The sequence below is a fragment of the Stenotrophomonas sp. PE591 genome (assembly GCF_018320795.1).
In the GTDB taxonomy this organism is placed as follows: Bacteria; Pseudomonadota; Gammaproteobacteria; order Xanthomonadales; family Xanthomonadaceae; genus Stenotrophomonas; species Stenotrophomonas maltophilia.
Genome location: NZ_JAAOKO010000001.1, coordinates 286,809 through 304,614 on the forward strand (window position 1 = coordinate 286,809; position 17,806 = coordinate 304,614).

Annotated in this window: 17 protein-coding genes; 9 read left to right on the top strand and 8 right to left on the bottom strand. The window is 67.2% G+C overall.

The features are described 5' to 3' along the window. Nucleotides 1-222: 222 nt before the first annotated feature. Genes JLDANKMP_RS01565 through JLDANKMP_RS01575 form a run of 3 tightly spaced genes read right to left on the bottom strand, consistent with a single transcriptional unit; the run spans nt 223 to nt 3,232 of the window. Nucleotides 223-1,335: an ABC transporter permease gene (locus tag JLDANKMP_RS01565; protein WP_005408835.1), complete on the bottom strand. Its 1,113-nt coding sequence runs from the start codon at nt 1,333-1,335 to the stop codon at nt 223-225. Then, nucleotides 1,332-2,255 (bottom strand): ABC transporter ATP-binding protein, encoded by a 924-nt coding sequence (locus JLDANKMP_RS01570; RefSeq protein ID WP_212560371.1) that lies wholly within the window; start codon nt 2,253-2,255, stop codon nt 1,332-1,334. The genes JLDANKMP_RS01565 and JLDANKMP_RS01570 overlap by 4 nt, the downstream gene beginning before the upstream one ends. A 20-nt stretch (nt 2,256-2,275) precedes the next feature. Further along, nucleotides 2,276-3,232 (bottom strand): HlyD family efflux transporter periplasmic adaptor subunit, encoded by a 957-nt coding sequence (locus JLDANKMP_RS01575; RefSeq protein WP_212560372.1) that lies wholly within the window; start codon nt 3,230-3,232, stop codon nt 2,276-2,278. A 481-nt stretch (nt 3,233-3,713) separates the two neighbouring features. On the opposite strand from JLDANKMP_RS01575, the gene JLDANKMP_RS01580 reads away from it, so the two are divergent. From JLDANKMP_RS01580 to JLDANKMP_RS01615, 8 genes are all read left to right on the top strand, one after another. Further along, nucleotides 3,714-4,700, top strand: a complete 987-nt coding sequence (locus JLDANKMP_RS01580) for a PhoH family protein (RefSeq protein ID WP_033834734.1) — start codon at nt 3,714-3,716, stop codon at nt 4,698-4,700. After that, the gene (gene ybeY / locus JLDANKMP_RS01585) at nt 4,697-5,182 is read left to right on the top strand and encodes an rRNA maturation RNase YbeY (RefSeq protein ID WP_005408831.1); all 486 of its coding nucleotides are present in this window, start codon (nt 4,697-4,699) and stop codon (nt 5,180-5,182) included. The genes JLDANKMP_RS01580 and ybeY overlap by 4 nt, the downstream gene beginning before the upstream one ends. Before the next feature lie 48 nt (nt 5,183-5,230). Further along, entirely contained in the window at nt 5,231-5,839 is a 609-nt protein-coding gene (locus tag JLDANKMP_RS01590) for a hypothetical protein (protein WP_212560373.1), read from the top strand. A gap of 74 nt (nt 5,840-5,913) precedes the next feature. Continuing rightward, nucleotides 5,914-6,522, top strand: a complete 609-nt coding sequence (locus tag JLDANKMP_RS01595) for a hypothetical protein (protein WP_212560374.1) — start codon at nt 5,914-5,916, stop codon at nt 6,520-6,522. After that, the gene (locus JLDANKMP_RS01600; RefSeq protein ID WP_171974396.1) at nt 6,522-7,109 is read left to right on the top strand and encodes a hypothetical protein; all 588 of its coding nucleotides are present in this window, start codon (nt 6,522-6,524) and stop codon (nt 7,107-7,109) included. Before JLDANKMP_RS01595 ends, JLDANKMP_RS01600 begins: the two co-directional genes overlap by 1 nt. Nucleotides 7,110-7,173: 64 nt before the next feature. Further along, entirely contained in the window at nt 7,174-8,055 is an 882-nt protein-coding gene (locus JLDANKMP_RS01605; RefSeq protein ID WP_005408827.1) for a transporter associated domain-containing protein, read from the top strand. Continuing rightward, a complete protein-coding gene (locus JLDANKMP_RS01610) occupies nt 8,052-9,302 on the top strand; it encodes a DUF4105 domain-containing protein (RefSeq protein WP_012479659.1) in 1,251 nt (416 codons plus the stop codon). Before JLDANKMP_RS01605 ends, JLDANKMP_RS01610 begins: the two co-directional genes overlap by 4 nt. A gap of 6 nt (nt 9,303-9,308) precedes the next feature. Continuing rightward, on the top strand, nt 9,309-10,337 hold the full coding sequence (locus tag JLDANKMP_RS01615; RefSeq protein WP_049396223.1) for a magnesium and cobalt transport protein CorA: 1,029 nt from the start codon (nt 9,309-9,311) through the stop codon (nt 10,335-10,337). Nucleotides 10,338-10,544: 207 nt separating this feature from the next. Here JLDANKMP_RS01615 and JLDANKMP_RS01620 read toward each other — a convergent pair whose 3' ends face one another. The 4 genes from JLDANKMP_RS01620 to potA all read right to left on the bottom strand — a co-directional run bounded on the left by JLDANKMP_RS01620 (nt 10,545) and on the right by potA (nt 14,897). After that, the gene (locus tag JLDANKMP_RS01620; RefSeq protein WP_212560375.1) at nt 10,545-11,909 is read right to left on the bottom strand and encodes an NAD-dependent succinate-semialdehyde dehydrogenase; all 1,365 of its coding nucleotides are present in this window, start codon (nt 11,907-11,909) and stop codon (nt 10,545-10,547) included. A gap of 83 nt (nt 11,910-11,992) precedes the next feature. Further along, complete coding sequence (locus JLDANKMP_RS01625; protein ID WP_212560376.1) at nt 11,993-12,835, bottom strand: ABC transporter permease subunit; 843 nt, start codon at nt 12,833-12,835, stop codon at nt 11,993-11,995. Further along, nucleotides 12,832-13,764 carry an ABC transporter permease subunit gene (locus JLDANKMP_RS01630; protein ID WP_111687069.1) on the bottom strand — a complete coding sequence of 311 codons (933 nt, stop codon included), beginning with the start codon at nt 13,762-13,764 and terminating at the stop codon, nt 12,832-12,834. The genes JLDANKMP_RS01625 and JLDANKMP_RS01630 overlap by 4 nt, the downstream gene beginning before the upstream one ends. After that, nucleotides 13,761-14,897 carry a polyamine ABC transporter ATP-binding protein gene (gene potA / locus JLDANKMP_RS01635; RefSeq protein WP_212560377.1) on the bottom strand — a complete coding sequence of 379 codons (1,137 nt, stop codon included), beginning with the start codon at nt 14,895-14,897 and terminating at the stop codon, nt 13,761-13,763. Before potA ends, JLDANKMP_RS01630 begins: the two co-directional genes overlap by 4 nt. A 273-nt stretch (nt 14,898-15,170) precedes the next feature. On the opposite strand from potA, the gene JLDANKMP_RS01640 reads away from it, so the two are divergent. Then, on the top strand, nt 15,171-16,571 hold the full coding sequence (locus JLDANKMP_RS01640) for an NAD(P)-binding domain-containing protein (RefSeq protein ID WP_212560378.1): 1,401 nt from the start codon (nt 15,171-15,173) through the stop codon (nt 16,569-16,571). Between the two features lie 38 nt (nt 16,572-16,609). Here the strand turns inward: JLDANKMP_RS01640 and JLDANKMP_RS01645 are convergent, their stop codons facing one another. Then, complete coding sequence (locus JLDANKMP_RS01645; RefSeq protein WP_005408819.1) at nt 16,610-17,719, bottom strand: polyamine ABC transporter substrate-binding protein; 1,110 nt, start codon at nt 17,717-17,719, stop codon at nt 16,610-16,612. Nucleotides 17,720-17,806: the final 87 nt, after the last annotated feature.

A 17,806-nucleotide genomic window follows, 5' to 3' on the forward strand; every position in this document is an offset into this window, starting at 1 on the left:
TGCGCCGACCAACGGTCGGCACCCACCGAATTGATGCCGACCAACGGTCGGCACCCACCGGAGTTGATGCCGGCCAACGGTCGGCACCCACCGGAGTTGATGCCGGCCAACGGTCGGCACCCACCGGAGTTGATGCCGGCCAGTGGCCGGCACCTGCCGGAATTGATGCCGGCCGGCAGCCGGCACCTGCCGGGGTGGATGCCGACCGTTGGTCGGCATGCCTCAATCCAAACGCTTGCGGAAACGCAGGATCGCCAGGGTCATCATCACCGCGATGAAGGCCAGCAGCGCCAGCGCGTCGTGCCACAGCTCCCACAGCGAGGCGCCGCGCAGCATGATGCCGCGCACCAGGCGCAGGAAGTGGGTCAGCGGCAGTACTTCGGCCAGCCATTGCACCGGCCGCGGCATGCCCGCGAACGGGAACATGAAGCCCGACAGCAGGATCGACGGCAGGAACAGGAACAGGGTCATCTGCATCGCCTGGAACTGCGAGCGCGCGCGCGTGGAAATCAGCAGCCCCAGTGCGAGGTTGGCCAGCACCAGCAGCACCGCGGCCAGGTAGATATCGAGCAGGCTGCCGCGGATCGGCACCTGGAACAGCCAGGTGCCCAGCACCAGCACCAGCGTGGTCTGCAGCAGGCCGATGGCTGCATAGGGCAGCACCTTGCCCACCATCAGTTCGCTGCGCGACACCGGCGTGGCGATCAGCAGCTCCATGTTGCCGCGCTCGCGTTCACGCACCACCGCCACCGCCGTGAACATCACCAGGGTCATGGTCAGGATCACCCCGATCAGGCCTGGCACGATGTTCACCGCCGAACGCCGCTGCGGGTTGTAGAAGCTGGTCACGCTGATTGGACCACCGGCGATGCTGCCTTCGCGCAGCGGCCGCGTGTTGCTGGTCGGTCGCGTCTCCAGCGGCACCTGCGCCAGCTGGATCGCCGCGCTCTGCACCACGGTGTCGCTGCCATCAACCAGCACCTGCACCGCCTCGCGTCCATCGAAGCGACGGCGCTCGAAGTCGGCCGGCACCACGATGCCGACACTGATCTCGCCACGGCGCAGCGCCTGCATCAACTGGTCGGGCGTATAGGCTTCGCTGCGCGGCGTGATCACGCCGGTGGCGACCATGTCCTGCACCAGCGCGCGTGACGCCGCACTGTTGGCCTGGTCGGCGACACCGGCGTCGAGGTGGCGCAGGTTGAGATTGATCGCGTAGCCGAACAGCAGCAGCTGCATCACCGGAATGCCGACGATCATCGCCAGCGTGATGCGGTCGCGGCGCAGCTGGCGCAATTCCTTGAGCATGATCGCCCACAGCCGGCGCAGGTTCATGCCGCTGGCTCCCGGCCACGGCCGCGGGTGGCGGCGACGAAGACGTCTTCCAGGTTCGGCGCCACCGCCTCGATGCGGGCCTGCGGATCGGCGCTGGCCAGCGCGCGCCGCAACGCTGGCGTATCGCCGGCCGCCTCGCTGCACAGCACGCGCAGCTGCGTGCCGATCTGTGCCACGCTCAGCACGCCGGGCAGCTCAGACAACGCGCGGCTGGCCTGCCGCGGCTGCGCCGACGTGACCTGCAGCGTGCGGCCGTCCAGCCGTGCACACAGTTCGGCCGGCGTGCCATCGGCGACCAGCGCGCCTCGATCGAGGATCGCCAGCCGGTGGCAGCGCTCGGCTTCGTCCATGTAGTGGGTCGATACCAGCACGGTGGTACCGGCGTCGGCAAGTTCAAACAGGGCCTCCCAGAAATCGCGGCGTGACTCCGGGTCGACCGCGCTGGTCGGCTCGTCCAGGAACAACAGCTCGGGCGCGTGCACGACGGCGCCGGCCAGCGCCAGGCGCTGCTTCTGGCCACCACTGAGGGTGCCGGCCAGCTGCGGCTGCCGGTCCAGGAGACGGTACTGCTGCAGCAGTTCGTCGACCCGCTGCCGGGCCCGCGTACGCGGCAGGTCCTGGATGGCGGCGAGGAATTCCAGGTTCTCGCGCACCGAAAGGTCTTCATACAACGAGAAGCGCTGGGTCATGTATCCGATGCGCCGGCGCAGTGCCTCGGCCTGCTCCGGCACGGCCAGGCCGAGCACCTCGATCTGGCCGGCGCTCGGTTCCAGCAGGCCGCACAGCATGCGGATGGTGGTCGACTTGCCCGACCCGTTCGGGCCCAGGAAGCCATAGACCTGGCCACGCGGCACGGTCAGGTCGACATTGTCCACGGCCAGCAGATCGCCGAAGCGGCGGGTCAGGCCCTGGGCATGCACCGCGATGTCGTTGCCGGTGTTCAGAAGCTCACCTGCACCGGCATTCCCGCCGGCAGCTTCTGCATGTCGGAGGGAGCGTCCACTTCGATCTCGGCGAGGTAGCTCAGGCGCGCGACGTCGTCACCGGTCAGTGCGTAGTACGGAGTAAATGAAGGCTCGCTGCGGATCGAGCGCACATGCCCCTTCAACGCAGCGCCTTGCCCTTCCAGGTGCACCTGCGCGACCTGCCCGACCTTGACCTGCAACCGCAATGGCTGCGGCAGGTAGACGCGCGCATAGGGGCGCTCGCCGACCAGCATCACCGCCAGCGGCGCGCCGACCGGCGCCTGGTCGCCCTGCCGGTAAGGCAAGGCATCGACCACGCCGTCGCGCGGCGCACGCAATTGCAGCTTCTGCAGGCTCACGGCCTGCACTGCCTGTTGCGCCTGCGCGGCATCGGCGGCGGCCTGGCCCTGGGCGATATCCTGCACACGGCTGCCGTGCACCCGCTCCAGCCAGGCCTGCTCGGCAGCACGCACGCTGGCCTCGGCATTGCCGGCGGCGGCACGTGCACGATCCAGCTCAGCGGCGGCAATCAAGCGCTGCTGTGCCAACGGCTGGACCCGTCGGTAATAGGCACTTGCTTCGGCAGCCTGTGCGCGCAGCGCGGCCAGTTGCGCCTGGGCCTGCGCGATCTGCTCCTGGCGTGGGCCAATCTTCAGTTCTTCCAGCTGCGCCTGCGCACGCGCCGTATCAGCCTGCGCTGCGGCGAACTGCGCGTCGCCGCGGGCCGGGTCGAGCTGCATCAGCACGGCGCCGGCCTTGACCTGCTGTCCCTCGCGCACCTCCACCGTGGCGATCACTTCGGCCGCCGGCGCCGGCACCGTGATCCGGTCCCACTCCAGCGTGCCCAGTGCAGTCGGTGTTGACTGCCCACACCCGGCCAGCAGGCCGATGCCCGCCAGCCCGATTCCTCGCATCCCGTTGCCGATGCCCATGCCATCCCCTCCTGCGACGGCGACACGGTGCCATGTGCCCCGTGCACCCTCAATGATTCCGATCAGCCCTGGCGGTTTTTTCGCCACGCGCCGGCACGCCTTTTGCTGCAAGGCTCCGCACCACCTATCCACAGGTTGATTCGGCATCATTCCACAACCGTTGTGGAAATCCGCCAGCGCGCGGCTTTGTTGCTCGCCCGGCAACGAAACCTGCACTGTCGTCACGATGAATGCCCCCGTGCAGGCCCCCGTGGCAGTGCTGCCGAAGCGACGAGCGACCATGACGTTTTTTTCACCAGGACCTCATGGGCCTTGTGGCACAAGCATTGCGAAGGTCTATCCACAGGTTTTCGCGCCCCCCGTCCACACCGGGTGTGGAAAACGCTGTATCGACCGTCTGCTGGCCGTGTGCCCCGCACGCGCGCTACCCTTGTCTCCCCTGAATACACTGCGGTGGAAGGCGTCCGCCCCACCCGAAGCAATGAAAAGCATCGAGCATCGAGACTTCACCCTGTCGCCGGAAGACAACGAACGGCTGGCCAACCTGTGTGGCCCGTTCGACGGGCACCTGCGGCAGATCGAACTGAAACTCGGCGTGGAAATCGCCAACCGTGGCTTCGTGTTCCGCATCAGCGGGCCGAACGAAGCCATCGTCGAGGCGCAGAAGCTGGTTGAAGCGCTGTACGCCGAAGCCGGCGAAACGACCTTCGACAACCACGCCATCCACCTGCGCCTGGCGCAGGCCAATGTCGAGCAGATCGCCGAGCGCTCCTACGAAGCGCAGGAAGTGGCGATCAAGGTCAAGCGCGGTACGGTACGCGGGCGCGGTGCCAACCAGGCCCGCTACCTGCACCAGATCGCAACCCACGACATCAACTTCGGTATCGGGCCGGCCGGCACCGGCAAGACCTTCCTGGCCGTGGCCAGCGCGGTCGAAGCACTGAACGAATCGCGGGTGCAGCGGCTGATCCTGGTCCGTCCCGCGGTGGAAGCCGGCGAGAAGCTGGGCTTCCTGCCCGGCGACCTGAGCCAGAAGGTCGATCCCTATCTGCGACCGCTGTACGACGCCCTGTACGAGATGATGGGCGTGGAAAAGGTGGTCAAGCTGCTGGAAAGGAACGTCATCGAGATCGCGCCGCTGGCCTATATGCGCGGCCGCACGCTCAACGATGCGTTCGTGATCCTGGACGAAGCACAGAACACCACCATCGAGCAGATGAAGATGTTCCTGACCCGCCTCGGCTACGGCTCCACCGCGGTGGTCACCGGTGACCTGACCCAGACCGACCTGCCCAAGCACGTGAAGTCGGGCCTGCGCGATGCCATCGATGTGCTGCGCGACGTGGAGGGTGTCAGCTTCACCTTCTTCGAATCCCGCGACGTGGTCCGCCACCCGCTGGTGGCGCGTATCGTCAGCGCCTACGACCGCCGCGACCTGCATCAGATCCAACCTGGAGCAACTCCATGACCCGTGGTCCCGTGCGACTGGACGTCGCCGTCAGTTATGCCCTGCCGCGTGCCGGCCTGCCGGCGGCAGTGAGCTTCCGCAAGTGGGTGGCTGCCGCGCTGAAGGGCCGCATCCGCGAGGCCGACCTGGCCATCCGCGTGGTCGACGCCAAGGAAGGCCAGTCGTTGAACCGCCACTACCGTGGCAAGGACTACGCCACCAACGTGCTCAGCTTCCCGGCCGAAGTGCCCGAAGGCCTGCCCAAGGGCGTCAAGTTCCCGCTGCTCGGCGATCTGGTGATCTGTGCACCGGTCGTAGCGCGGGAGGCCGACGAACAGGGCAAGGCGCTCAACGCCCACTACGCGCACCTGACCGTGCACGGCGTGCTGCACCTGCTCGGCTGGGACCACGAGGACGACAAGGAAGCCGAAGCGATGGAACAGCTGGAACGGGAGATCCTGGCCGAGCTGGGCATCGACGACCCCTACGCGGGCGAGCGCTGACATCGGGCCCTGTTCCGAGCCCACGCACTCACGGAAGAGGAGCGCAGCATGACCCTGCCCGCACTTGTGCTTGCCGCGCTACTGCGGTCCGGGGCAGGCCTGATGCCCGATCCTGACCGTCCCTCGCCGTTCCCCGCCAGCGACAGCGAGGCCGACATCGCCGCAAAGATCGCCGAACTACGGGCGTTCTTCGGCAGCAGCGAGCGCGACACCCGCAACATCGTCGCCACTGCCCAGCAACGGGCACTGATCGAGCGCCTGGAAGCGCGGCACGCGGCACGTCTGGCCGGCATCTGGGTGGACAATGCGAGGGGCTGGAACGTTGTCGTGCGACTGACAGGCGCCGCACCCGAGGCCGATGAGACACATCCAGGGGCGGATGGCCCGCAACGTGTGCGCTACATCACCGGCGCCGCGATGACCGAAGCGGAGATGACGCGCCGCCTGCACGCACAGCAGGACTGGCTGCGGGCCCAGCTGCCCGACCTGTTCGGCCATGGCCTGGATGTCAAGACCGGGGAGCTGGAGGTGGAGCTGCGGGATACCCCAGCCAACCGCGGGACGGCGGCGGCCGTGCGTGACCACCTGCAGGCGCGACTGGGCTACCCGGTCAGGCTGCGCTGGTACCCAGCGGCCACGCGCTGGAGTCCGCCCTGACTGCACCACGGCTGGAGTGCCAGCCATGCGCTGAGCTACTGTTCAACACCGGCCAGGACGCGGAAGGAAAAAGGATGAACCCAGGGAACAGCTTCACGACGTTTGCGATGGCCGCCGGCCTGCTCGCGGGCCTGCTGGTGCTGGGCGCTCACACCGTGCGCCGCATCAGCGCCCGCGACCCCGGCGGCAGGCACTGGCTGCCGCGCAGCCTGGCCCTGCTGTCGCCCGTGTGCCTGCTGGCCGGGCTGGCGATCGGCATGATCGGCCCGCACCTCACAGGTAGAGCGGAACCCGCCCACCTGCCCGGGCTGTCGGAAACGTCGATGGTGCTGATACTGGTCGGTGCCTTGACCCTGCCAGTGCTGTGGCGAACGCTGCTGCAGCAGTGGCTTGGCAGGCCGGCCAATGCACTCCCGTTCTTCCACGCCAGCCGCACCTCGCTGCTGGTGCTGTTCGTGCTGGCCGTGATGTACATGAAAGTGGCCAGGACAACCGCGGCGGAACTGATGCCCTGGCTGACCAGCCCGGGCCTGTGGCCGGCGGTGGTGCGCATCGCGGGGCAATCGATGCAGGTCGCCATGCTTGCGGTCGTGCTGACTCTCTCACTGATGGTCGTACGGCTGGCGATGACCGGTTTCCTGCGCCTTCTCAGCGGGCTGTTCCGACGCTCGCCGGGGCTATGATGGCTGCCCCTCGCCTGCGGAAACCGACCGTGTCACTGCGCTGCTGTCTGCCCCTGCTCTGTGCCCTCGCCGCTCCCTCCGCCTTCGCCACCCGCCTGGACCTGCCGGCCCTGATCGAATGCCGCCAGGGCGTGGCCGAGCAGGCCGCGCTGGCGCCGCTGCTGGCCGATCCGCTGAAGGCCGTGGCCCAGGGCCTGCAGCCGCTGCCGCAGGGCAACCAGTTCATGAGCGAGTTCCGGCTGGCCAGCCCGATCACCGTCTTCGGCCAACAGACCGATCGGGTGGCGGTGGCCGGCGCCAGCGTCATGGCCGTCCTCGACCAGGCCGACCCACGCCCGCTGGCCAAACGGCTGGAATTGGAGACCGGCTACGACCAGGACGGCAAGTTCATGGCCGGCCGCGAGCTGGTCAGCCGCGACGTGACCGACCCGAAGACCGGCGAGGCCCAGATCGAGTCGATCATCCTCAGCGTCTCCACCGTGGCCTCCCACCCGGGCAAGACCCTGGCCGGCTGCACCTACAGCCTGGACCTGCCCGAAGAGAAGCCGGCCGCGGCCGCCCCAGCCCCGGTCACCGGCAGTCACTGACAGGCCGTCACATCCTGCTAGACTTGGGTCAACGCCCGGCCTGCCGGGTGCCTTTTTTCCAGAGATGTCAGAAGACGACAGTAGTAGCTCCCCTGCGGAGCACAGTGAAAAGAAGCGCGGCTGGCTTGAACGCCTGACCTCCGCCTTCTCCGGCGAACCCCATACCCGCGACGAGCTGGTCGCTGTCCTGCACACCGCGCAGGAAGAGGGTCTGATCGCCGCCGATACCCTGAAGATGATGGAAGGCGCCATTTCGGTGGCCGAGCTGACCGTGGGCGACGTGATGATCTCGCGCTCGCAGATGGTCTCGCTGCCGGTTGAAGCGCCCTTCCTGGAACTGATGAAGCAGGTGGTCGAATCCGGCCATTCACGCTTCCCGGTGCACGGCGAGAACAAGGACGACATCCTTGGCATCCTGCTGGCCAAGGACCTGCTGCGCGGCGTGGTCGCCGACAACGGTCCGGCCAACGTGCGCGAGCTGCTGCGCCCGGCGGTCCTGATCCCGGAAGCGAAGAAGCTCAACGTGCTGCTGAAGGAATTCCGCCTGTCGCGCAACCACATGGCCATCGTGGTGGACGAGTACGGCGGTGTCGCCGGCCTGGTCACCATCGAGGACGTGCTGGAACAGATCGTCGGCGAGATCGACGATGAGCATGACGAGGCCGAGGATCCCTCGGCGCAGATCGCGATCCAGTCCGACGGCCAGTACGTGGTCGACGCGCTGACCCCGATCGGCGACTTCAACGAGCGTTTCGGCGCGACGTTCTCCGACGAGGACTACGACACCATCGGCGGCCTGGTCACCGAGGCCGTGGGCCACCTGCCGGAAGTCGGTGACGAACTGGCGCTGGACCGTTTCATGTTCCGCGTGGCCCGCGCCGATGCGCGCCGGGTACAGGCCTTCCACGTGACCGTGCTGCCGCCGGACGCGCAGGACGACGCTTGAAGCGCCGCGGCCTGATCCTCATGGTGTGGCTGGCACTCTACGTGCTGGCCATGGCCCTGCCGCTGGCCGCCTTCGCGCAGCCGGCGCCGGCCACACCTGCCGTGCCCGCGGCCAGCGCTGAAGCCCCTGCTCCGCGCATCGGCGTGGTGACCATGCAGCCGGGCACGGTGTTCTTCGAACGCTTCGGCCATGACGCCATCGTGGTGGTCGATCCGCTCAGCGGTGAAGCGACCTCGTACAACTTCGGCTACTTCGATCCGTCCGAGGACGATTTCATCAGCCGCTTCGCGCGCGGCGACATGATGTACTACCTGGTGGCGCTGCCGCTGCAGCAGGACCTGTCGTACTACGACGAGACCGGCCGTGGCGCCAGCGTGCAATGGCTGGACCTGCGCCCGGACCAGGCGCGCTCGCTGGCCGCCGGCCTGGCCGAGCGGGCCAAGCCGGAAAACGCGCGTTACCACTACGATTACTACACCGCCAACTGCGCCACGATGGTGCGCGACACGCTGGACAAGGCGCTCGGCGGCGGCCTGCAGTCGCAGCTGTCGGGGCGCTCGCGTGGCAACACCTATCGAAGTGAATCGGTCCGTCTGGCCTCGCCGGCACCGTGGATGTGGCTGGGCTTCGATGTAGGCCTCGGACCGTTCGCCGACCAGCCGCTGTCGCGCTGGCAGGAAGCGTTCGTGCCGATGCGCCTGGCCGATGCCCTGCGCCAGGCACGCAACAGCGATGGCCGGCCGCTGGTGCAGTCCGAACAGGAACTGTTGCCGCACCGTATCGATCCGGAGCCGAAGGAGTTCGCACGCCGCTGGTGGCCGTGGCTGCTGTGTGGCCTGGTGATCGCCGCTGGCGTGCTGGCGCTGCGCAACCGCCCGCGCCTGCTGGCCGGGCTGGCCCTGCCGTTCTGGCTGCTGTGCGCCCTGTTCGGTGGCGTGCTGGTGTTCCTGTGGGGCTTCAGCATCCACTACGCCGCATGGGCCAACCGCAACCTGCTGCTGCTTTCGCCACTGGCCGTGCTGCTGCTGCCGGGCGCGATCGCACTGCTGCGCCGGCGCGTGCCGGGACGCATGTTCAGGATCGTGCTGTGGCTGCTGGCGGTACAGGCGGTGGCCGCGCTGGTGCTGCACTGGCTGAGCCTGCAGGCGCAGTACAACGTGCAGTGGATCGTGCTGCTGCTGCCGGTGCACATGGCACTGGCGTGGGTGCTGGCGCGTCGTCCTCACTTGTCCGAAACACGGCCCTGACGCACGATGGCGGGCATGTCATTGCCCGCCTCCGCCTCCGCTTCCGCCCCCGCTTCGGCCAACCCTACCTGCGTCATCAACTGCGTCCACTACGATGACGAGGGCAAGCGCCACGACATCAGCCTGGATGCCATCAGCGATGTCATTGCCAGCGGCAACGGCTTCGTCTGGGTCGGCCTGTACGACCCCAACGAAGACGTGCTGCTGAAACTGCAGGAAGAATTCTGCCTGCACGACCTGGCCATCGAGGATGCGCGCAACGCGCACCAGCGGCCCAAGGTCGAGACCTATGGCAACTCGTTGTTCGTGGTGGTGACCACCGCGCAGATGGTCGACGAACGCATCCAGTATGGCGAAACCCATGCCTTCCTCGGCCCGCGCTTCCTGGTGACGGTCCGCCACGGCGCCTCGCTTTCCTACGCGCCGGTGCGCGCACGCGTCGAGCGCGAGCCGCAGCTGCTGAAGATGGGCCCGTCGTACTGCCTGTACGCGGTGACCGACTTCGTGGTCGACAACTACCTGCCGATCGTGCACCGCTTCCGCGACACCCTGGACCTGCTGGAAAAGGACATCTTCGCCGACACCTACAAGCGCAGCACGGTGGTGCGGCTGTACGAGCTCAAGCGCGAACTGAACAAGATGCGGATGGCGGTGGCGCCGTTGCAGGACGTGCTGGCGCAGCTGCGCCGCTACCAGGGCGAACTGATTCCCGATGAAGTGAAGCTCTACGTGCGTGACGTGCATGACCATGCGGTGCGCATCAGCGATGTGATCGACACCCTGCGCGAGATGCTGGGCACCGCGCTGAGCGTGAACCTTTCGCTGGTGACACTGGCGCAGGGCGAGACGGTCAAGCGGCTGGGCGCCTGGGCTGCCCTGCTCGCCGCGCCGACGCTGATCACCAGCTGGTACGGCATGAACTTCAGTCACATGCCGGAGCTGAGCGAACCCTGGTCGTACCCGCTGATGATCGTTGGCGTGGGCGGTGTGTGCGTGGGGCTGTATCGGTTGTTCAAGCGCGCGAAGTGGTTGTAGCGCGTATCGACCAACGGTCGATACCCACCATGCACGTGGGCGTCGATACCCACCATGCACGGGGGGCGTCGATACCCTGCAATCCGGTAGGCCACGACCGTTGGTCGTGGCACATGCCCCGCTTCTGGTAGTGCCGGCCGCTGGCCGGCAACCCGGCAACCCGGCAACCCGGCAATGCCCGCCAACGGCCGGCACTACCGTTCGGGATCAAGCCACGTAGACGGTCTTGATGTTCATGAACTCATGGATGCCATGGTCAGCCAGCTCCCGACCAAAGCCTGACTGCTTGCTGCCGCCGAACGGCAGCCGCGCGTCGCTCTTGACGATGGCGTTGACGAACGCCGCACCGCATTCCATGCGCTGCGCGAAGCGCTCGCCGCGTACCGGATCGCCGGTCCACACGCTGCCGCCCAGGCCGAAGCGGGTGTCGTTGGCCACGCGCAGTGCCTCGGCCTCATCCTTGACCCGGATCACCGCGGCCACCGGCCCGAACAGCTCCTCGTCATACGCTGGCATGCCCGGGCCGACCTGGTCGAGCACCGTGGCCGGATAGCCGGCATGGGTGCCGGCAATCGGCTCACCACCGATCAGCACCCGAGCGCCCTTGGCCACGCTGGCCTGCACCTGCTTGTGCAGTTCGTCACGCAGGTCGGCGCGAGCCATCGGCGCCAGCGTGGTGCCCCGCTCATCGGGATCGCCATACTGGCGCTCGCCCGCCGCCTGCACAAAGCGACGGGTGAATTCATCGGCCACCGCCTCGACCACGATGAAGCGCTTGGCCGCGATGCAGGTCTGCCCGCTGTTGTCGAAGCGCGACTTCACTGCCGCGGCCACGGTCTTGTCGAGGTCGGCATCGTCGAGCACCACGAAGGCATCGCTGCCACCCAGCTCCATCACCGACTTCTTCAGCTGGCTGCCGGCATTGGAGGCGATCGAGCGCCCTGCCCGCTCGCTGCCGGTCAGCGTCACCGCCTTCACCCGTGCGTCGCGCAGCACGTCGGCGGCCTGGTCGTTGTCGATGTGCAGCACGTCGAACACGCCATCAGGCAGGCCGCCGTCACGGCACACCGCCAGGATCAGGTCGGCGCACTGCGGCACGTTGCTGGCGTGCTTGAGCAGGGCGACGTTGCCAGCCATGAACGCCGGGGCGAGGAAACGGAACACCTGCCAGATCGGGAAATTCCACGGCATCACCGCGAACACGCAGCCGATCGGCTCGTAGCGCACGTAGCTGCGCTGGGCTTCGGTATCGATCAGCTGCGGCTTGAGATAGTCGACCGCGTGGTCGGCATAGTACTCGCAGGCGGCAGCGCACTTGTCGACCTCGGCCAGCGCCTCGGCCTTGAGCTTGCCCATCTCGTGGGTCATCGCCTGCTGCAGGTCGTCGCGACGCGTGCGCAGCTGCGCGGCGATCTGGCGAAGGATGGCGCCGCGGTCCTGCAGCGAGCGATCTGCCCAGCCCGGAAACGCATCGGCAGCGGCCTGCAGGCGCTGCTCGATGTCGGCTGCGCCCATCAGTTCATGGCGGTAGGTCACCTGTCCGGTGGCCGGGTCGACGATCTCGACGGTCATGAGGGATCTCCATCTGGAAGACCCCCATTGTGCGCCGCAGGCTGTGAGCCGGGTGTTGCCGGCGTTGTCGGCAGACCGTGTGCTCAGCCGTTGTCCTGCCGCGCCAGCTGCAGGTCGCGCTGGCGCCGCTTCTCGGCGCGGGCGTTGATGTACCAGCCGATCACCGCGGCGATCGACACCGCCGACACCAGCAGCGTGGCCAACGCGTTGATCTTCGGGCTGATGCCCATGCGCACCGAGGCGAACACCTTCATCGGCAGCGTGGTCGAGCCCGGCGTGGCGACAAAGCTGGCCACCACCACGTCATCCAGCGACAGGGTGAAAGCCAGCAGCCAGCCCGCCACCAGCGCCGGCGCGATGATCGGCAGGGTGATGCGGCAGAACACGGTCAGCCGGCTGGCACCCAGGTCCATCGCCGCTTCTTCCAGCGACAGATCCATCTCCTGCAGCCGCGAGGACACCACCACGGTGACGAAGCACAGGGTGAAGGTGACGTGGGCGATCCAGATGGTGGCCAGGCCGCGTGCCGGGAAGCCGGGAATCGCGCCCATCGAGGCCAGCAGCGCCATCAGCGAGAAGCCCAGGATCACATCCGGCATCACCAGCGGCGCGGTCACCAGCGCGCCGAACAGCGGCTTGCCGCGGAAGCGCTTGAAGCGCGTCATCACCATCGCCGCCAGCGTACCCAGCACGGTGGCGGTACAGGCGGTCCAGAACGCCACCACCAGGCTGGTCCACATCGCATCCATCAGCGCGCGGTCGGCGAAAAGGTCGCTGTAGGCACGGGTGGAGAACCCGGCCCAGACCATCGCCAGCCGCGAGCTGTTGAACGAATAGAACATCAACAGCAGGATCGGCAGGTACAGGAAGGCGAAGCCGAGCAGCAGCACGCCCAGCCCCAGGCCCTTTGCGCTACGCGGGCTCATGCCTGCTTCCCTTCCAGCAGGCGCTGCTGGGAACGGTTGAACAGCAGGATCGGCACCAGCAGCAACAGGATCATCGCCACCGCCATCGCCGAGGCGCCCGGCCAGTTGCGGTTGTTGAAGAACTCGTTCCACAGCTGGCGGCCCACCATCAGCGTCTCCGAGCCACCCAACATTTCCGGGATCACGAATTCACCAATGGCCGGAATCATCACCAGCATGCAGCCGGCGATGATGCCCGCTTTGGACAACGGCAGGGTGATGCGCAGGAACGCCTGCCACGGCCTGGCACCGAGGTCGTAGGCCGCTTCCAGCAGGCGGTGGTCATGCTTGACCAGATTGGCGTACAGCGGCAGCACCATGAACGGCAGGTAGCAGTAGACGATGCCGATGTAGGCGGCGGTCGGGGTGTCGATCAGCTGCAGCTTGGGCAGGCCCATGCTGGTCATCAGCGATTGCAGGCCGGTGAACTGCAGGAACTGGTCGAGCAGGCCGTTGCGGTCCAGGATCGCCTTCCATGCATACACGCGGATCAGGAACGAGGTCCACGACGGCAGCACCACCAGCATCATCGCCACGTTGCGCGCGGCGGGCGACAGGCGCGCGATGGCATAGGCCATCGGATAGCCGATCAGCAGAGTCAGGAAGGTCGAGATCGCCGCGATCCTGATCGAGCTCAGGAACGCCTGGGCATAGATCGAATCGCGGAACAGCGCCAGGTAGTTTTCCAGGTTCAGCTTCAGCGAGAAACCGCCGTCGGCGTACTGCAGCAGCCAGGTGTACGGCGGCGAGCCGACCCGGCTGAGCGAGAAGCTGATCATCAGCACGATCAGGAACGGCACTGCAAAGAACAGCAGCAGCCACAGGTACGGAATGCCGATCACCGTGGCACGCAGCCCCGGCAGCCAGCGCTTCAGGCCGGCGGTGCTCATGAGGTGAGCACCACGCCGTCGTTGTCGCGCCAGTGCACCCACACCTCGTCGCCCCAGGTGAGGCCATCACTGGCCCAGCGCTGCGAATTGGCGAAGTTGGCCAGTACCTTGGCGCCGCTGGGCAGGCGCACGTGGTAGACCGAATGGCTGCCGAAGTAGGCGATGTCCTCGATCACACCCTGGGCCTTGTTGGTGTGCCCTTCCGGTTCATCCTTGCCGATCATCACCTTCTCCGGGCGCAGCGCGAACGCGACCGGCTGCCCTTCATAACCGGTGATGCCATGGGCGATGTAGATCGGCGCCGGGAACAGCGGCGAGCGTACGGTCACGTACTCCGGCAGGTCCTCGTCGATCACCCCGTCGAACAGGTTGACCGAACCGATGAACTCGGCGACGAAGCGGTTGGCCGGCTGCTCGTAGACCTCGTCCGGCTTGCCGACCTGCTGGATCCAGCCGGCATCCATCACCGCGATGCGGGTGGCCATGGTCATCGCTTCTTCCTGGTCGTGGGTGACCATCACGCAGGTCACGCCCGACGATTCGATGATGCTGACCAGTTCCAGCTGCATCTGCGAGCGCAGCTTCTTGTCCAGCGCGCCCATCGGCTCGTCCAGCAGCAGCAGCTTCGGCCCCTTGGCCAGCGACCGCGCCAGCGCCACGCGCTGCTGCTGGCCGCCGGACAGCTGGTGCGGCTTGCGCTTGCCCAGGTGGCCCATCTGCACCAGGTCGAGCATCTCGCCGACGCGCTTGCCGATCGCGTCCTTGTCCAGGCCATCCTGCTTCAGGCCGAAGGCAATGTTCTGCTCGACCGTCATGTGCGGGAACAGCGCATAGGACTGGAACATCATGTTGACCGGCCGCTGGTACGGCGGCAGCGCGTCCAGGCGCTGGCCATCGAGGGTGATGCTGCCCTTGGTGGGCGTCTCGAAGCCGCCCAGGCAGCGCAGCAGGGTCGATTTGCCACTGCCGGAGCCACCAAGCAGGGCAAAGATCTCGCCCTTGCGCACGTCCAGGTTGACGTCGTCGACGGCGACGAAACCGTCGAATTCCTTGCGCAGGTCACGAATGGAGAGATAGCCGGGCGCACCGGTCGTGTCGACGACGGTGGCTACCGGCTGGGCTTCAACGGGCATGGGGGCTCCGGGAGCGGGCGGTGGACAGCGGCCGCCATTCTAACGGCCGGGGGCCGCAGGGGATATGACGGCGACAGGCGGAAGCCGCCGCTGGCCAGCCCCTGGGCCCGGAGCGGTGTCGGTTTTCCCCCACCATGGTGGCCTGTCCGCGCAAAGGCCCGGGCTCCCCTGGACGACCCTGCGGTCGTCCCGGCCAGACACCGCGGGCGACGGCCCGATCTGCAACGCTTTTCAGAACCGGATCTGTTGAAGGCTCGGGCCATTACCCGCGCAATGCCCCGGATCAAGGCCTTGCATGGACCCACACTGGTGATTTCCCCGGACAGCCCCTCCCCATTCCCGCCCCGCCTGCCGGGCTCCCTGCCTGCAAGGCTGCCGCTGGTCATCATCGGTGCCGGCCAGGCCGGGTTGTCGCTCAGCGCGCTCCTGCAGGAGACCGGCGTCGAGCATCGCGTGCTGGAGGCCGAAACCGTGGGCGCCAGCTGGCAGCGGCGCTGGGAGTCGTTCCAGACCAACACCGCCAACGCGACGATGGCCCTGCATGGTCATGCCTATTCCGGCGATGACCCGGATGGCTTCATGGGCGCCCCGGAGGTGATCCGGCACCTCCGCGACTATGCCCACGAGCGTTCCCTGCCGATCAACGAGGGATGCGGGGTGCATCGGGTTGGGCCTGGGCCCGGTGGCTACGCCATCCACAGCAGCCAAGGGCTGATCCATGCCCGCGCGGTGGTGGTCGCCACCGGTGAATACCGCCGCGCACGGATGCCCCGGGTCCCGTTCGCGCCCGCGCCAGGCCTGACCGTGCTGCACTCGGGCGACTACCGCAGTGCCCGCCAGCTGCCCGATGGCGCCGTGCTGGTCATCGGGGGTGGGCAGTCCGGCGCGCAGATCGCCCAGGACCTGCGCGACAGCGGTCGCAGCGTGCACTGGTCACTGGCCCAGCGTCATTCGCATACCCGCCGGCTGCGCGGCAAGGACTCGATGACCTGGTGGGACATGGCCGGGCGCATCCACCAGCATGTGAGTGAAGCGGCCGCCGTACTGGCCGGAGAACCGGATGCACTGCGCAAGGCCCGCACCGCGGAGTTCCCGCTTATTTCCGGCAAGGGAAACGGTGGCCTGGGCAGCTCGATCAGCCTGCTGGCGATGCACCGCGCGGGCATCAGGCTGCTGGGCCGGTTGCAGGGCTTCGATGGAAACGTCGCCCGCTTCGCCGATGTGCGCCCGCAGCTGCGTACCGCGATCGAGGCCACGCAGGCCGAGTACGCCTATCTTGATTCGCTGGCCAGCGCGTACTACGCCACGCGTCCCGAACCACGCACCGACGATGCCCGCTACATTCCGGAGGAGGTCTATCTGCACTGGGAACCGGACGCATCCCCGCACGAACTGGATCTGCAGGCGGAAGGCATCCGCTCGGTGGTGCTGGCCACCGGCTTCGTCGCCGAATGGCCCTGGCTCGACGTACCGGGCGCGCTGGATGCACATGGCTACCCGCTCGGCGACTTCGGTGTTTCCCCGCAACCGGGGCTGTTCTTCATCGGCATGCACAACCTGCAGCGGATGAGTTCATCGTTCCTGTGCAACGGCGGTCGCGATGCACGCGACCTGCTGCCTGCCATCCTGCGGCACCTGGGCCGAAGCGGGAGTACCGGCATCGACCCTGGGTAAGGCAGCCGCCGGGCATGACCCGACGGCACCAGGCCGGCTCAACGGCCGGTCTTCACCTCGGTCCACAGCCGGGTGTAGAGCTTGTCGGTCTCCGGCGTGTTGATCGAGTACGTGAACATCTTCGCGGCCACGTCGGCCGGCGGGTAGATGGTCGGGTCGGTACGGATCGCCTCATCCACCAGCGGGGTCGCAGTCGGCACCGGGTTGGCGTAGTGGATGAAGTTGGTGTTGGCTGCGGCAACCTTCGGCTGCAGCAGGTAATTGATGAAGGCGTAAGCGGCCTCCGGATGCTTGGCGTCCTTCGGGATCGCCAGCATGTCGAACCACTGCGGGGCGCCTTCCTTCGGGATCGAATAGGCCACGTGCACGCCATTGCTGGCTTCCTCGGCGCGGTCGCGGGCCTGGATGATGTCACCCGACCAGCCGACCACCAGGCAGGTGCCGCCATTGGCCAGCGAACCCACGTACTGCGAGGAGTGGAAATTCTGCACGTACGGTCGGATCGACTTCAGCAGGTCGGCCGCCTTCTGCAGCTCGGCCGGGTCACCGCTGTGCGGGTCCAGGCCCAGGTAATGCAGCGCGATCGGGATCATGTCGGCCGGCGTGTCCAGGATGGTCACGCCGCAGTCCTTCATCTTGCTGATGTTCTCCGGCTTGAACACCAGATCCCAGCTGTTGGCGATGTCGGTGCTGCCACCGAAACGCTGCTTCAGCATCTCCACGTTGTAGCCGATGCCGGTGGTGCCGATCATGTACGGCACGCCGTACTGGTTGCCCGGGTCCTGGGTGGCGATGCGCTTCATCACCGCCGGATCGAGATTGGCCAGGTTCGGGATCTTGCTCTTGTCCAGCGGCAGGAACACACCGGCCTGGATCTGGCGACCGAAGAAGTTCAGGGTCGGCACCACCACGTCGTAGCCGCTGTTGCCGGCCAGCAGCTTGGTCTCGACCATCTCATCGCTGTCGAACACATCGTAGGTCACCTTGATGCCGCTCTCCTTCTCGAAGGTCGGGATGGTGTCCTCGGCGATGTAATCGCTGTAGTTGTAGACGTTCAGGACCTGGCTGTCCTGCGCGCCGCCATTGCCACCGCCACAGGCGGCGAGCATGGCGGAGGCCAGGCCGAGCGTGAGGATACGCAGCTTCATCGGGTGCTCCAGAATGCGGGAAGGGGGGCCGGCGGGGCCGGCGACGGGTGCCAGCCTACCCCCCGGCGGCGGATTTTTCTATTCCGG

Excerpts from the sequence above, each read along its gene's own strand:
- JLDANKMP_RS01595 (WP_212560374.1), top strand. The coding sequence starts at position 5,914 with ATGAACCCAGGGAACAGCTTCACGACGTTTGCGATGGCCGCCGGCCTG.
- JLDANKMP_RS01630 (WP_111687069.1), bottom strand. The coding sequence starts at position 13,764 with ATGAGCACCGCCGGCCTGAAGCGCTGGCTGCCGGGGCTGCGTGCCACG.
- potA (WP_212560377.1), bottom strand. The coding sequence starts at position 14,897 with ATGCCCGTTGAAGCCCAGCCGGTAGCCACCGTCGTCGACACGACCGGT.
- JLDANKMP_RS01640 (WP_212560378.1), top strand. The coding sequence starts at position 15,171 with ATGCCCCGGATCAAGGCCTTGCATGGACCCACACTGGTGATTTCCCCG.
- ybeY (WP_005408831.1), top strand. The coding sequence starts at position 4,697 with ATGACCCGTGGTCCCGTGCGACTGGACGTCGCCGTCAGTTATGCCCTG.
- JLDANKMP_RS01605 (WP_005408827.1), top strand. The coding sequence starts at position 7,174 with ATGTCAGAAGACGACAGTAGTAGCTCCCCTGCGGAGCACAGTGAAAAG.
- JLDANKMP_RS01620 (WP_212560375.1), bottom strand. The coding sequence starts at position 11,909 with ATGACCGTCGAGATCGTCGACCCGGCCACCGGACAGGTGACCTACCGC.
- JLDANKMP_RS01615 (WP_049396223.1), top strand. The coding sequence starts at position 9,309 with ATGGCGGGCATGTCATTGCCCGCCTCCGCCTCCGCTTCCGCCCCCGCT.
- JLDANKMP_RS01625 (WP_212560376.1), bottom strand. The coding sequence starts at position 12,835 with ATGAGCCCGCGTAGCGCAAAGGGCCTGGGGCTGGGCGTGCTGCTGCTC.
- JLDANKMP_RS01645 (WP_005408819.1), bottom strand. The coding sequence starts at position 17,719 with ATGAAGCTGCGTATCCTCACGCTCGGCCTGGCCTCCGCCATGCTCGCC.
- JLDANKMP_RS01575 (WP_212560372.1), bottom strand. The coding sequence starts at position 3,232 with ATGGGCATCGGCAACGGGATGCGAGGAATCGGGCTGGCGGGCATCGGC.
- JLDANKMP_RS01580 (WP_033834734.1), top strand. The coding sequence starts at position 3,714 with ATGAAAAGCATCGAGCATCGAGACTTCACCCTGTCGCCGGAAGACAAC.
- JLDANKMP_RS01565 (WP_005408835.1), bottom strand. The coding sequence starts at position 1,335 with ATGAACCTGCGCCGGCTGTGGGCGATCATGCTCAAGGAATTGCGCCAG.
- JLDANKMP_RS01590 (WP_212560373.1), top strand. The coding sequence starts at position 5,231 with ATGACCCTGCCCGCACTTGTGCTTGCCGCGCTACTGCGGTCCGGGGCA.
- JLDANKMP_RS01600 (WP_171974396.1), top strand. The coding sequence starts at position 6,522 with ATGGCTGCCCCTCGCCTGCGGAAACCGACCGTGTCACTGCGCTGCTGT.